This window comes from Polaromonas sp. P1_F8 (assembly GCF_056405635.1).
Genome location: NZ_JBFUBS010000002.1, coordinates 146,058 through 158,863 on the forward strand (window position 1 = coordinate 146,058; position 12,806 = coordinate 158,863).

The following is a 12,806-nucleotide window of genomic DNA, read 5'->3' on the forward strand; positions in this document are numbered from 1 at the left end:
TCAGCTTGCGCTTGCCAGGCTGCTATCTGCCCATCATGACCACTGACCGGCGCCTTCCCCAGGCGCTTTCCGTTTACCAGGCGGCCGGGAATTCACCTTCCCTGGCACGGCTGACGGAGCTCGTTCAGGAGTCCAGCGAAAGGCTCAAGGCCATTGAATCGCTGCTTCCTGAAGCCCTGCGGCCCGCCGTTCAGGCCGGACCGATTGACGGTGAAACCTGGTGCCTGCTGGTGAATGGCAATGCGGCTGCTGCAAAAATCCGGCAGTTGCTCCCCCTGATCCAGGCGCGCCTTCTCGGCAAAGGTTGGAAGGTTACATCAATTCGGCTCAAGATACTAATAGCCAAAAAGTAGTCGTCCAGACCGGCTCACAGAAGCCTCAATACGTCGTGGCCCGCATGTTGATCACATTGCCTGCTACCAATTTCGTAGCGTATGGTACCCATATGGCATGGGGAAGGCAACAGGAAAGGGAAAATGGTGCCGCTTGTCGGAATCGAACTGACGACCTACCGCTTACAAGGCGGTTGCTCTACCAACTGAGCTAAAGCGGCACAAAGCTATTTTACTTGACCCGTTTCAGTGAAGGCCGTGTGCGCGGCGACTTGGGCGGATCCGGCGGCTCGGAACCGTCATCGGCTTGCGAATCTGCGCTGCTTTCGGGCACCAGCTGCATGATCTTTTCCGGGCCTTCCGCCGGATTGTGCGGATGCGCAGCTGGCGCGGCAGCCACCGGCGGTGCGCCATGAGGGTCTTCGGCGCCCGCCTCAGCGCCGGAAACCGGACCGGCGGAAGCCGCAACCATGGGGAAAGCCATGCCTTGCCCGTTTTCACGGGCATAGATCGCGATCACGTGGCTGATGGGCACCATGATTTCCCGGGCACTGCCGGCAAACCGCGCCTTGAACTCGATGAAATCGTTGCCGAGCTTGAGTGACGAGGTCGCGTCAAAACTGATGTTGAGCACGATCTCGTTGTTCTTGACGTACTCGCGCGGCACCTGCACGGTGTCGTCCACCGACACGGCCACATAAGGCGTGAAGCCGTTGTCGGTGCACCACTCGTACAAAGCCCGTATCAGATAAGGGCGGGTCGACGTGGAGTCCAGGGCGTTCATGAATTCAGCCAAGTTAAATCCGAAACAGCGTGTCACACTCTTCGCCAGCCGGGGCCGCGGAACCGGCTTCGCCGGGCCGCAGGCGCAGCGCCCCCTCGGGGGGCAGCGCAGTACGCGAAGCGACAAGCGTGGGGGCCATTACTTTCGCATGACCTTTTCGGACGGCGTCAGTGCTTCGATATAGGCGGGGCGCGAAAAGATGCGCTCCGCATACTTGAGCAGCGGGGCGGCATTTTTCGACAGGTCAATGTCGTAGTAGTCCAGGCGCCACAGCAACGGAGCAATCGCCACGTCCAGCATGGAGAAGTTGTCGCCGAGCATGAACTTGTTTTTCAGGAAGATCGGTGCGAGCTGCGTCAGGCGGTCGCGGATGTGCGAACGGGCTTTTTCAAGCGCCTTTTCGTTGCCTTTGGAGGCGCGCGATTCCAGCGTGCTGACATGGACGAACAGTTCTTTTTCGAAGTTCAGCAGGAAGAGGCGCACGCGCGCACGGTCAACCGGGTCGCCGGGCATGAGTTGCGGGTGCGGAAAGCGCTCGTCGATGTACTCGTTAATGATGTTCGATTCGTACAGGATCAGGTCGCGCTCGACCAGGATAGGTACCTGCCCGTATGGGTTCATCACATTGATGTCTTCCGGCTTGTTGTACAGGTCAACATCGCGGATTTCGAAATCCATGCCCTTTTCAAACAGCACAAAACGGCAGCGGTGCGAGAAGGGGCAGGTCGTGCCTGAATAAAGGACCATCATGGTGCGGAACTCCTAAATGCAAAGGAGTGGATACATTGAAAGCATCCACTCCAGAAGGTGCCGGGAGCTTAGCCCCGGCGAAAAATTACTTGACGTCTTTCCAGAACGCCGCATTCAGGCGCCAGGCAACAAAGGTCAAGCCGAGAAGGAAAATCAGCACCCAGACGCCGACACGAATACGGGTGTTCTGGGCCGGCTCGCCCATCCATTGCAGGTAACCCACGAGGTCACCCATCGCCTGGTCATACTGCAGCGGCGTCATGGTGCCGGGCGTGACCTGCTTCCAGCCCTTGAAGACCGACACCTTGTGGCCGTGCTCTTCCTTTTCGTCGAACACCGGCGCGCGCACACCCTGCAGTTCCCACAGCACATGCGGCATGGCCACACTGGGGAAGGCCAGGTTGTTCCAGCCAGTGGCTTTGGTCTCGTCGCGATAGTAAGTGCGCAGGTAGGTGTAAAGGTAGTCTGCACCGGTGCCGCCAGCGCCGGAACGCGAGCGTGCAATCACGGTCAGGTCGGGCGGATTGCCGCCGAACCAGTCTTTCGCCTGCTTGGGATCAATCGCAGCCTTCATGGTGTCGCCGACTTTTTCGGTCGTGAACAGCAGGTTGTCCTTGATTTGCTGCTCGGTCAGGCCGATGTCTTTCAGGCGGTTAAAACGCATGAAAGCAGCGGAGTGGCAGTTCAGGCAGTAATTGACGAACAGCTTGGCACCGTTTTGCAGGGAGCCCAGGTCATTCGTATTGTTCGGCGCCTTGTCCCAGGCCATGCCGCCTTCGGAAGCGTGTGCACCGGCAACCAGGCCCAGGGCCGCGATCAGGGAAAAAATCAGTTTTTTCATTGTTGTTATCTCCTGCTTAGTGACCGTGAAAAATAATACGGTCAGGCGGCGTTTTGGGCGTACCCAGGCGGCTCCACCACGGCATCAAAAGGAAGAAACCAAAATAGAACAGGGTGCCGAGCTGGGACACGCGCTCACCGATGGCCGATGGCGGCTGAACGCCCAGGTAACCGAGCACCAGGAAATTCACGACAAAGATGCCGTAGAGGTATTTGTGCCAGTCAGGGCGGTAGCGGATCGACTTGACCGGGCTGTGGTCCAGCCATGGCAGGAAGAACAGGATGATGACCGCACCACCCATCACGACCACGCCCCAGAACTTGGCGTCGATACCCTTGATCATCATGCCCCAGAGTTCGCCCAGGAAAGGCACGCCGGCCAGCGGTTTGGCCAGCGCATCCAGGCCCTGCGCGATACCGGCGCCGGCGGAAGGAATGACCAGGCCGATCCAGTTGGCGATGGAAGGCAGCAGGCCCAGCAGCAAGGCCGCGCCAATGGCAATCACCAGCACCGCCGGCTTGAAGATGCCGGAGAGTTTGCGGGCGGCAAGCACTGCGGCGACGATCGCGATGATGCCCAGTGCACCGGCCATTTCACCGGTGATGGCGCGCAGCATCGAGTAGTAAGGCGTGAAGTACCAGACCGGTGCGATGTGCGCAGGCGTCTTCAGCGGGTCGGCCGGGATGAAGTTGTTGTACTCCAGGAAGTAGCCGCCGAACTCGGGCGCGAAAAAGATGATCGCCGTGAAGATCATCAGGAAGACGCTCACACCAAAGATGTCGTGCACCGTGTAATAAGGGTGGAAGGGAATGCCGTCGAGCGGGTGACCTGCGGCGTCCTTCGGTGCATTCGGGCCCTTGATTTCAACGCCGTCAGGGTTGTTGGAGCCGACTTCATGCAGTGCGATGATGTGCGCGGCCACCAGGCCCAGCAGCACCAGCGGCACGGCGATGACGTGGAAAGCAAAGAAGCGGTTCAGCGTCGCGTCGCCGACCACATAGTCGCCGCGGATCAGCAGCGCGAGGTCAGGGCCGATGAAAGGGATGGCGGCAAACAGGTTGACGATCACCTGGGCGCCCCAGTAGCTCATCTGGCCCCATGGCAGCAGGTAGCCCATGAAGGCCTCGGCCATCAGGCACAGGAAAATCGCGCAGCCGAAGATCCAGACCAGCTCGCGCGGCTTGCGGTAGCTGCCGTAGAGCAGGCCGCGGAACATGTGCAGGTAGACCACCACGAAGAAGGCGGAAGCACCGGTGGAGTGCATGTAGCGGATCAGCCAGCCCCAGGGCACGTCGCGCATGATGTATTCGACAGAGCCGAAGGCCAGCGCGGCATCGGGCTTGTAATTCATCGTGAGGAAGATGCCGGTGACGATCTGGATGACCAGCACCAGCATGGCCAGCGAGCCGAAGATGTACCAGAAGTTGAAGTTCTTCGGTGCGTAGTACTCGCTCATGTGCTCTTTGTAGAGCTTGCTGGCGGGAAACCGGTTGTCGACCCAGTTCATCGCCTTGACGGCGAGCGGGGCATCGGGGGAAATTTCTTTGAATTCAGCCATAACTGATCCTGGTTCGGTGGGATTCTTTGGCAAGCACCTGGTACGCGGCAGAAAGGTCGGCGGGTATCAGGTGCTGGCTACAGGGTCTTGTGAAGGAGCTTGGTTAACGCGGGTTAAGGCAAGCGCCTTCAGGCCTTCTTGTCTTCACCAATCAGCAGACGGGTGTCCGAGAGGTACATGTGCGGCGGCACTTCCAGGTTGTCCGGCGCGGGCTTGTTCTTGTACACGCGGCCGGCCATGTCGAAGGTCGAGCCATGGCAGGGGCAGAGGAAGCCGCCGGCCCAGTCGTTGGGCAGCGAAGGCTGCGCGCCAGGCTGGAACTTGTCGGAAGGCGAGCAGCCCAGGTGCGAGCAAATGCCCACCACCACCAGCGTTTCGGGCTTGATGGAGCGGTTTTCGTTGCGGGCGTATTCAGGGGTCAGTTCGTCGGGCTTGCGCTCGGATTTGGGGTCGGCCAGGAGGGCATCGACCTTGGGCAGCTCGGCGAGCTGCTCGGGCGTGCGTTTGATGATCCAGACGGGCTTGCCGCGCCATTCCACCGTGATCTTTTCGCCGGGTTTCACGCCGGAGATATCGACCTCGACGGCCGCACCGGCAGCCTTGGCTTTTTCGGAGGGCTGGAAAGTGCTGACAAAGGGGATTGCGGTGGCTGCAACGCCTGCGCCGCCTACAGCGCAGGTGGCCACGAGCCAGTTTCTTTTATCTTTATCGACGGGGGCGCCGTGGGGCACACCGTTCGCGCTTGCTTCGCTTGCTTGGGTCATGAGAGTCCTTCAAGAACTGGCTTGAAATAGGCTTGGTGGGAGGCTTAGTGGGGTCAACCCGCAATTGTAGCGGAGCGCGATGTCGTTTTTCAAGGCGGAGGGCCCGGCCGGGGCGGCGGCGGCCCGCATGGCGGGGCCGGAAGTGCCTGTTTTTAAGGCAGCCGGCTACCTTCGCATACTTTGTTGCAAGCCGCCTCTTCCGCATCGCCCGAAAACACGGCCAGCCTTCATAATCATTTTCTACAGAACGCCGGTACGGCCGGCAGCCGCTGCCAACAACAGGAGAGACTCATGGGAATGATGCAGGAATTCAAGGAATTTGCCGTCAAGGGCAATGTGATCGATCTGGCCGTAGGCGTGATCATCGGCGCCGCTTTCGGCAAGATCGTCGACGCCGTGGTGAGCGACCTGATCATGCCGGTGGTGGGCCTGGTCTTCGGCAAGCTGGACTTTTCCAGCATGTACGTGTTGCTGGGCACCGTGCCGCCGGGCACCGACATGTCGCTTGAAGCCCTTAAAAAGGCGGGCGTCCCGGTGTTTGCCTACGGCCACTTCCTGACGGTGAGCGTCAACTTCGTCATCCTGGCCTTCATCATTTTCCTGATGGTCAAGCAGATCAACCGACTCAAACGTCACCACGAAGCCGCACCATCGCCCGCCGCGCCGCCTGAAGACATCATGCTGCTGCGCGAAATCCGAGACAGTCTAAAAAAGTAACCCCCCTGTGGCTCGCTCACTTCGTGTAGCGGACCTCTCCCTACAGGGGACGGCGCCTGCGGACTGGCAAAGCCAGATCCGCGGCCCCTGCTTGCGAAGACGGGGAAGGTGCTATTGATTTTATAGCTGCTTGCGCTCATCCCTATTGGGCTGCAGCCCAATTTACCTTAAATCCGGGAAAGGGCCAGCTGGCGCGCCATGCGGATGGCTGCCAACAGGCTGGACGCATCGGCCACGCCGCGCCCGGCGATGTCAAACGCCGTGCCGTGGTCGGGGCTCGTGCGCACCAGCGGCAGCCCCAGCGTCACATTCACGCCCTGCTCCACGCCCAGGTACTTGACCGGGATCAGCCCCTGGTCGTGGTACATCGCCACCACCACGTCAAATTCGCCGGGCTTGCCGGCGGCCTGGCGGGCGCGCATGAACACCGTGTCGGGTGCGAAGGGACCGCTCACATCCAGGCCTTCTGCGCGAGCGGCGGCGATGGCCGGCGCGATGATGGCCTGCTCTTCGCTGCCGAACAGTCCGCCTTCACCGGCGTGCGGATTCAGCCCTGCCACCGCAATGCGCGGTGCCCGGCCCAGGCTGGCAGCCACCGCGCGATGGGTGATGCGCAAGGTCTGCAACACGTTGTCAAAGGTGACGGTCTCAATGGCGCGCCGCAGTGACATGTGAATGCTCACCAACACGGTCTTGAGTTCATCGTTGGCCAGCATCATGCGCACCGGCACGTCCGCCGCCGATTTACCCAGAAAAGCGGCCGCCTCGGCCTGAAGCATTTCGGTGTGGCCCGGAAAGGCTGCCGCCCAGCCGCCGGCCGCCGCCAATGCTTCCTTATGGATGGGTGCTGTCACCATGGCGCACGCGTCACCAGCCAGCACGCTGCGGGCCGCCCAGACAATGCAGTCGGCCGCAGCCTGGCCCGCCCGCGCATTGACCTGGCCGTAGGGCACGGCCTCCAACTCGCATTTTTGCAACACCCCGATGCAATGGGGCGGCACGCCCGCCGCATCGGCCAGGGTGTCCAGCCGGGCCACCGGCAGCGCCAGCGGGGACGCTGTCAACGCGGCAGCGCGGCGCATCGTGGCGACATCGCCCACCACGGCGCAGCCCGCCATGTCAACGGGCGCGTCGCGAAAAGCCCTGGCGATGATCTCCGGGCCGATGCCGGCGGCGTCACCCATGGTGATGAGCAGCGGCTTGTTCACAAGCCGGGCGCCGCCGCGGTGAATTGCGGCCGCAGGGTGCATTTGGTTACAGGAAACCCCATAATCACAAAGAAACAGGTCAACACACCGGCTGCACAGCGCGGCGCCGGATCAATGAATTCAGGGGGGTCGGTCAGATGCATGCTGGGGGTATTTTGGCGCAAACCACATCGCAGCGGCAGCTCGCCAGCGCACGGGACATCAGCCTGCCATGAATGCTGCCATGCCCGTCCTGATGTCCGACGGTGAAATGATGCTGTGGAGTGCTGCGGCCGGCGCACTTGGCCTGGTGCTGCTGCTGGCCCTGGCCGATGCACTTTACAGCCGCACCCGCGCTGCCTGGCAGACCCTGGCTTACCTCGCGCTTTGCTGGCTGGTGGTGATGCTGCTGTCCGGCCTGCCCATGGAGCTCTGGCCGGACGGCAAGGAGTCGCTGGGCATTGCGCAACTCCTTGTCGGGCCGGCTTGCGCGTCGATGGGCAGCTTCGGCGCCAGCAAATGGCTGTCGGCCCACCAGCGCGACCACCTGATGAAGGTCAGCCTGCTCACCATCACGCTGGTCTGCATCGCCGGCGGGCCGCTCTGCCTGCTGCTGGAGCCGCAGTGGGCCCTGCCCGCCTCGGCAACGCTCGCCGTCGTCAATCTTTCCGTGGTGCTGTGGCTGTCGGTGCGCGCCACGCAACTCGGTGACCGGCTGGCCTGGGGCCTGGCGCTGGGCTGCCTGCTGACGCTGCCCGCGCAGATCGGCCTGTACGGCCTGGCGCTGAGCCCCACCCGGTTTTCACTGCCGCTGCAGGCCGGCGTGGCCATGGCAGCCTTGCTCAGTGTGGTCATCACGGCCGCCATGCTGTGGCTGCGCAACCGGCAGACCCGGCAGCTGAAGCACGGCGAAGCGTCGGGGCATGACCCGATCACCCAGCTCTATGACGGCGTGGCGATGGTGCAGAAAATCATCCGTGCGCAGCGCCGGCGTCTGCGCACGCGGCGCGACGGCGCGTTGATGGCCGTGCTGCTGTTCGAGCCCGAAGGCCTGCTGCCCCAGATCGGCCAGGCCGGCCTGAACGAAATCTACATCCAGATGGCGCGCCGCATTCAGCGCCACACCGGCGCTGTCAACCCGGCCGGCCGCTACTACGACCGCTGCTTTGTGGTGCTGCTGGAAACCATGCATTCGCCGCGCTGGATACGCACAATGGGCCTGCGCGTGGCCTCCGACCTGCGCCGGCCGATGGACGTGACGGCCCTGGGCGGGGGGCGTGCCCGGATCAAGCCGGACATTGCCGTTGGCATCGTTCATCTGTCGATCGCCGGCAAGGACGTCGCCCAGCTGCTGCACGAAGCGCAGTCTGTGGCGCAGGCTGCCCGCGCCATGCGCTCCCGCGCCGCGCTGCTGGATCCGGAAACCCGCACCGCCGTGCCGGTGGAGCATGCCGAGCTGGGCTCCAGCTGGCACGCGCTGCGAAACGCCGCGCCGCAAACCCCGCTGCGGGCCAAACCCGCCAGCCCTAACGCCAGCCCCAACGCCAGCCGAACCGGGCGGCAGCGCCACAAGCCGGCCTGATTCCCGCAAGAAACGCTTCAGGCCGGGTTGTCGATGTCGATGAACTGGTGAACAAGGCCGAGCTGCGCGGCAACCTGCGCCGCCACGGCCGGCGCGCCGTAGCGCTCGGAGGCGTGGTGCCCGCAGGCAATAAAGGCCACGCCCATCTCTCGCGCGTAGTGCGCCTGGGGTTCGGAAATCTCGCCGGTGATGAAGGCGTCTGCGCCTGCGGCAATCGCCGCCTCAAAATACCCCTGCGCGCCGCCGGTGCACCACGCTATGTTTTTGATAGCTGCTCGCGCCGGACCTGCTTTGGTTACAGGCCGATTTAGCACTTGTTCGACGTGCGACGCCAACGCAGTCGCATCCGCAAATGCCGCGCCACCGGTACGGCCACCGATAAACCCCAGGTCCTGCTCGCCAAAGTGGCCTGTGGCCGTGAGGCCTAACTGCAAGCCCAGCTGCGCGTTGTTGCCAAGCTCGGGATGCGCGTCCAGCGGCAGGTGGTAGGCATAGAGGTTGATGTCGTGCGCCAGCAGCAACGCCAGGCGCTGCTTCATCCAGCCCGTGACGCGGCCGTCCTGGCCACGCCAGAACAGGCCGTGGTGCACAAAGATGGCGTCGGCCTGCGCCGCAATGGCCGCTTCGATCAGCGCCAGGCTGGCGGTAACGCCGGAAACGATCTTGCCGACCGAGGGTTTGCCTTCGACCTGCAGGCCGTTGGGGCCGTAGTCCTTGAAGCGCGCGGGCTGCAAAAGCGTGTCAAAGGCCTGCAGCAAGTCCTGTCGTGTGGTGCTCATGGCCCCATTGTCTCAGGGCGCTGCCTGAGGATGCTCAGCTTTTCTCGAGGCCCAGCAAAGCGTCCTTGAGCATGAAGTCCGCCGGAACGGACCCCAGCCAGATGCCCAGCACCATGCGAAAGAACTCCGCATCACCGACGGCTGCGCCCTGCGGCTGCTCGGCGATGAAAAAGCTGGTGCCCTTGCCCGGCACGAACTCCATCGCGAATGAATCGCCGGGCATCAGCTTGCTGCGGCCCGAGAAGATATCGATCAGCCGGTTGCTCGACACCGAGTGGCGGCTGACAGCGTCGCGGCTTGAGTTGTCGGCCATGCCGCGCAGGAAGAGCCGGCCCAGGTCGGTGCCGGAGACTTCGCGTAGCGCCACAAAGGCCAGGCGTATGGGCGTTCCCAGCTTCATCGCCTCGTCGGCCGACGAGACCTTGCGGCTCGTGTACAGGGCCATGTCATAGACCTTGAAAATGGCCTTGAAGCGGGTGCCGGCGCCGTTGAGCTGCAGTGTGGTGCCCTGCGCCACCACACTGGCCGGAAATTTCGTCGCCGTGGGTGCGGCCAGAACCGGCAATGCCAGTCCCGCCGAACCCGCTGTCAATGCGGCCGCGCCACGCGCGAGCCAGGCTCGCCTTGAACACTGATGCATGTTGTCACCTCCGTTATGGTTGTTGACCGCGGGCAGCGGTTCAGGCTGCCCGCGGCTGCGGCCTTGCGGCAGCCAGGAACATGGTACCGGAGCCAGCCGGCGTGCTTCCTTACAGCGAGCGGGAACCCGAAGCGATAAACTCCATCAGTTGGCGCCGCGCCCCTTCCGGCCCTGTGCCGCCCCGGATTCCCGCCCCCTTTCGTCTTCCGCACCTTCGTACCGGCACGCCGACCCTCACGCCTCATGAAACGCACCTGGCTTCTTTTTTCCCAAACCGTCACCGTCCTGCTGGCGGCCTACTTCGTGGTGGCCACGCTCAAGCCGCAGTGGCTGGACCGCGGCAACATGCCGGGCGTGTCCGTCATCGAGGCCCCGGCCGGCAGCGCGCCGCGCAGCGGCGGTGCCGGAAGCGGCTTCGCGTCGGCGGCCAAAGTTGCTTCTGCGGCGGTGGTCAGCATCAACACCAGCAAGGCCGCCGCCAAAAACCCGCATGCCGAAGACCCGTGGTTCAAGTTTTTCTTCGGCGACCAGAGCCCCAATGAACCGCAGGGCGGACTGGGCAGCGGCGTCATCATCAGCGCCAGCGGCTACATCCTGACCAACAACCACGTGGTGGAAGGCGCCGACGAGATCGAGGTCATCCTCAATGACACGCGCAAGGCAAAAGCACAGGTCATAGGCACCGACCCGGACACCGACCTGGCCATCCTCAAGATCGACCTGGACAAGCTGCCCGTCATCGTGCTGGGCAACTCCGACGCCCTGCAGGTGGGCGACGCGGTGCTGGCCATCGGCAACCCGTTTGGCGTGGGCCAGACGGTCACCGGCGGCATCGTGAGCGCACTGGGGCGCAACCAGCTGGGCATCAACACCTTTGAAAATTTCATCCAGACCGACGCCGCCATCAACCCCGGTAATTCGGGCGGCGCGCTGGTCGACGTGAACGGCAACCTGATGGGCATCAACACCGCGATTTATTCGCGCTCGGGCGGCTCCATGGGCATTGGTTTTGCCATCCCGGTGTCGACCGCCAAGCTGGTGCTCGACGGCATCGTGAAGGACGGCCAGGTCACGCGGGGCTGGATCGGCGTGGAGCCGCAGGACCTCAACCCCGAACTCGCTGAAACATTCGGCCTTCCGGCGGCTGCGGCCAAAGAAGGCGGAGTCATCATCACCGGGGTTCTGCAAAACGGCCCGGCCGCGCAGGCCGGCCTTCTGCCCGGCGATGTGATCACCGCCGTGAACGGCAAGGGCGTGCGCAACGTGAGCCAGTTGTTGACCGCTGTGGCAGCCCTCAAGCCCGGTACGCCGGCGCCGTTGACGGTGCTGCGCAAGGACAAGCAGACCGAGATTCCGGTGACGCCCGGCAAGCGCCAGCGGCCCAAGGTTCAGCAGCGCTGATCGGCCGGGGCGGCAGGGACCCTCAGCCATCAATGCGAAGATGCTATTGAATTAATAGCTGCTTGCGCCCGGCCATATTGGGCTGCAGCCATTTTTACCCAAGGTTTTTTGAACAGCCCCGGCGGGAAATCAGGGCTTGGCCGCTTCGGTGTCGCTGTCGGTCTCTGGCACCTTGGTGTGCTTGACGAACAACAGGGCCGCCAGGATGCCGACCTCATACAGCCCGCCCACCACCATCAGCAACATGATCATGGAGCCGGCGTCGGGCGGGGTGACCAGGGCGGTGCCGATGGCGGCAATCACCCAGAAATAGCCGCGGTACTGTCGCAGCTGGGCCACGGTGAGTATGCCCATGCGCACCAGCAGGATCACCGCAATCGGCACTTCAAAGGCCAGCCCGAACGCCAGGAACATGCCCAGCACGAAGCTCAGGTATTCCTCGATGTCCGGCGTCGCCGTGATGGACTTGGGCGCAAAGCTCTGGATGAAGGCGAACACCTGGCCAAACACGAAGTAATAACAAAACGCCACGCCGATGAAAAACAGCAGGGTGCTGGAAACCACCAGCGGCATGACCAGTTTTTTCTCATGCGAATACAGGCCCGGTGCGACAAAGGCCCACACCTGGTACAGCACCACCGGCAGCGCGATCATGAAGGCGGCCATGAAGAGGATCTTGATGGGCACCACGAACGGCGTGATCACGCTGATGGCGATCAGCGTGGCGCCCTTGGGAAGCGTGGCCACCAGCGGGGCGGCCATCAGGTCATAGAGTGCGCTGGCGCCGGGGTACACCGCCAGCACGGCAGCCGCAATGCCGATGGCAATCACCGCCTTGATCATCCGGTCGCGCAGCTCCACGAGGTGCTGCACAAAAGGCTGCTCGGTGCCCGCGAGTTCGTCGGGCTTGTCGGTGTGGGGATCGCTCATGAGGGGAATTTGCGCTGGTGGGGCTGCGCGGGGGGGCACGCAAACAGGAGGAAATCAGCAGGAAAGCAGCTCAAGGCATGCGGCCCGGCTGCGGACGGAAGCGCGCCACGCGGGCCGCGCCGGACTGGGCCTTGGTGCGCACGCCCGAACGGGCCTTGTACCACTGGGGTGTCGCGCCCTGCTTGAGCCGCCACTTCTTTTTCGGGTGCCTGTACTCGGGGAAGATTTCCATGCCCGGCAGGGCGCCGGAGGACGACTCGCCCGCGGCCTCGGCCCAGGATTTTTCAAAATCGCTGGCGTTGGTCTGGATGGAGTTCTCGACGTCGCGGGCGGCGCCCTCGACGGTTTCCTTCATCTTCTTGAGCTCGTCCAGCTCCATGGAGCGGTTGACCTCGTTTTTGACGTCGGCCACATAGCGCTGCGCCTTGCCCAGCAGCGTGCCTACGGTGCGCGCCACGCGCGGAAGCTTCTCCGGGCCGATAACGATCAGCGCCACGGCGCCGATCAGCGCCATTTTGGAGATGCCGAGGTCGATCACTGA

General features: G+C 63.2%; 14 protein-coding genes and 1 tRNA gene. 4 read left to right on the forward strand and 11 right to left on the reverse strand.

Going from position 1 to position 12,806, the window contains the following annotated elements:
- The first annotated feature begins 35 nt into the window (after nt 1–35).
- The gene (locus tag AC1D1J_RS09625; protein WP_457279691.1) at nt 36–353 is read left to right on the forward strand and encodes a hypothetical protein; all 318 of its coding nucleotides are present in this window, start codon (nt 36–38) and stop codon (nt 351–353) included.
- 124 nt (nt 354–477) lie between these two features.
- Here AC1D1J_RS09625 and AC1D1J_RS09630 read toward each other — a convergent pair.
- From AC1D1J_RS09630 to petA, 6 genes are all read right to left on the reverse strand, one after another.
- Nucleotides 478–553: transfer RNA gene (locus AC1D1J_RS09630), tRNA-Thr, on the reverse strand.
- Nucleotides 554–564: 11 nt separating this feature from the next.
- Nucleotides 565–1,116 (reverse strand): ClpXP protease specificity-enhancing factor, encoded by a 552-nt coding sequence (locus tag AC1D1J_RS09635; RefSeq protein WP_477669848.1) that lies wholly within the window; start codon nt 1,114–1,116, stop codon nt 565–567.
- A 138-nt stretch (nt 1,117–1,254) separates the two neighbouring features.
- Entirely contained in the window at nt 1,255–1,866 is a 612-nt protein-coding gene (locus tag AC1D1J_RS09640; RefSeq protein ID WP_007868077.1) for a glutathione S-transferase N-terminal domain-containing protein, read from the reverse strand.
- A gap of 85 nt (nt 1,867–1,951) precedes the next feature.
- Complete coding sequence (locus tag AC1D1J_RS09645; RefSeq protein ID WP_457279693.1) at nt 1,952–2,707, reverse strand: cytochrome c1; 756 nt, start codon at nt 2,705–2,707, stop codon at nt 1,952–1,954.
- A 16-nt stretch (nt 2,708–2,723) separates the two neighbouring features.
- Entirely contained in the window at nt 2,724–4,265 is a 1,542-nt protein-coding gene (locus tag AC1D1J_RS09650; protein ID WP_477686066.1) for a cytochrome b, read from the reverse strand.
- A gap of 128 nt (nt 4,266–4,393) precedes the next feature.
- Entirely contained in the window at nt 4,394–5,029 is a 636-nt protein-coding gene (petA, locus tag AC1D1J_RS09655) for a ubiquinol-cytochrome c reductase iron-sulfur subunit (protein ID WP_457279695.1), read from the reverse strand.
- A gap of 291 nt (nt 5,030–5,320) precedes the next feature.
- Here petA and mscL point away from each other — a divergent pair, with 291 nt between their 5' ends.
- Nucleotides 5,321–5,746: a large conductance mechanosensitive channel protein MscL gene (gene mscL, locus AC1D1J_RS09660; RefSeq protein ID WP_477686067.1), complete on the forward strand. Its 426-nt coding sequence runs from the start codon at nt 5,321–5,323 to the stop codon at nt 5,744–5,746.
- A 167-nt stretch (nt 5,747–5,913) separates the two neighbouring features.
- On the opposite strand, the gene pdxA is transcribed toward mscL, so the two are convergent.
- Entirely contained in the window at nt 5,914–6,996 is a 1,083-nt protein-coding gene (pdxA, locus tag AC1D1J_RS09665; protein ID WP_477694562.1) for a 4-hydroxythreonine-4-phosphate dehydrogenase PdxA, read from the reverse strand.
- Between the two features lie 181 nt (nt 6,997–7,177).
- Between pdxA and AC1D1J_RS09670 the strand changes: the two genes are divergently transcribed.
- Nucleotides 7,178–8,515, forward strand: a complete 1,338-nt coding sequence (locus AC1D1J_RS09670; RefSeq protein WP_477694563.1) for a hypothetical protein — start codon at nt 7,178–7,180, stop codon at nt 8,513–8,515.
- A gap of 17 nt (nt 8,516–8,532) precedes the next feature.
- Here the strand turns inward: AC1D1J_RS09670 and AC1D1J_RS09675 are convergent, their stop codons facing one another.
- Both AC1D1J_RS09675 and AC1D1J_RS09680 read right to left on the reverse strand, forming a co-directional pair.
- Nucleotides 8,533–9,294: a Nif3-like dinuclear metal center hexameric protein gene (locus tag AC1D1J_RS09675; protein ID WP_477686071.1), complete on the reverse strand. Its 762-nt coding sequence runs from the start codon at nt 9,292–9,294 to the stop codon at nt 8,533–8,535.
- A 34-nt stretch (nt 9,295–9,328) separates the two neighbouring features.
- Entirely contained in the window at nt 9,329–9,934 is a 606-nt protein-coding gene (locus AC1D1J_RS09680; protein WP_477694564.1) for a chalcone isomerase family protein, read from the reverse strand.
- Nucleotides 9,935–10,177: 243 nt separating this feature from the next.
- On the opposite strand from AC1D1J_RS09680, the gene AC1D1J_RS09685 reads away from it, so the two are divergent.
- Entirely contained in the window at nt 10,178–11,335 is a 1,158-nt protein-coding gene (locus AC1D1J_RS09685; RefSeq protein ID WP_477650970.1) for a S1C family serine protease, read from the forward strand.
- A gap of 129 nt (nt 11,336–11,464) precedes the next feature.
- On the opposite strand, the gene tatC is transcribed toward AC1D1J_RS09685, so the two are convergent.
- Nucleotides 11,465–12,265, reverse strand: a complete 801-nt coding sequence (gene tatC, locus AC1D1J_RS09690; RefSeq protein ID WP_477672777.1) for a twin-arginine translocase subunit TatC — start codon at nt 12,263–12,265, stop codon at nt 11,465–11,467.
- Between the two features lie 70 nt (nt 12,266–12,335).
- On the reverse strand, nt 12,336–12,803 hold the full coding sequence (gene tatB, locus AC1D1J_RS09695; RefSeq protein WP_477694565.1) for a Sec-independent protein translocase protein TatB: 468 nt from the start codon (nt 12,801–12,803) through the stop codon (nt 12,336–12,338).
- Between the last annotated feature and the right edge of the window lie 3 nt (nt 12,804–12,806).

What these genes read in the sequence shown, in the direction of transcription:
- AC1D1J_RS09650 (WP_477686066.1), bottom strand. Translation starts at nt 4,265, where the DNA reads ATGGCTGAATTCAAAGAAATTTCCCCCGATGCCCCGCTCGCCGTCAAG.
- pdxA (WP_477694562.1), bottom strand. Translation starts at nt 6,996, where the DNA reads ATGCACCCTGCGGCCGCAATTCACCGCGGCGGCGCCCGGCTTGTGAAC.
- mscL (WP_477686067.1), top strand. Translation starts at nt 5,321, where the DNA reads ATGGGAATGATGCAGGAATTCAAGGAATTTGCCGTCAAGGGCAATGTG.
- tatC (WP_477672777.1), bottom strand. Translation starts at nt 12,265, where the DNA reads ATGAGCGATCCCCACACCGACAAGCCCGACGAACTCGCGGGCACCGAG.
- AC1D1J_RS09635 (WP_477669848.1), bottom strand. Translation starts at nt 1,116, where the DNA reads ATGAACGCCCTGGACTCCACGTCGACCCGCCCTTATCTGATACGGGCT.
- AC1D1J_RS09670 (WP_477694563.1), top strand. Translation starts at nt 7,178, where the DNA reads ATGCCCGTCCTGATGTCCGACGGTGAAATGATGCTGTGGAGTGCTGCG.
- AC1D1J_RS09675 (WP_477686071.1), bottom strand. Translation starts at nt 9,294, where the DNA reads ATGAGCACCACACGACAGGACTTGCTGCAGGCCTTTGACACGCTTTTG.
- AC1D1J_RS09645 (WP_457279693.1), bottom strand. Translation starts at nt 2,707, where the DNA reads ATGAAAAAACTGATTTTTTCCCTGATCGCGGCCCTGGGCCTGGTTGCC.
- AC1D1J_RS09640 (WP_007868077.1), bottom strand. Translation starts at nt 1,866, where the DNA reads ATGATGGTCCTTTATTCAGGCACGACCTGCCCCTTCTCGCACCGCTGC.
- petA (WP_457279695.1), bottom strand. Translation starts at nt 5,029, where the DNA reads ATGACCCAAGCAAGCGAAGCAAGCGCGAACGGTGTGCCCCACGGCGCC.
- AC1D1J_RS09625 (WP_457279691.1), top strand. Translation starts at nt 36, where the DNA reads ATGACCACTGACCGGCGCCTTCCCCAGGCGCTTTCCGTTTACCAGGCG.
- AC1D1J_RS09685 (WP_477650970.1), top strand. Translation starts at nt 10,178, where the DNA reads ATGAAACGCACCTGGCTTCTTTTTTCCCAAACCGTCACCGTCCTGCTG.
- AC1D1J_RS09680 (WP_477694564.1), bottom strand. Translation starts at nt 9,934, where the DNA reads ATGCATCAGTGTTCAAGGCGAGCCTGGCTCGCGCGTGGCGCGGCCGCA.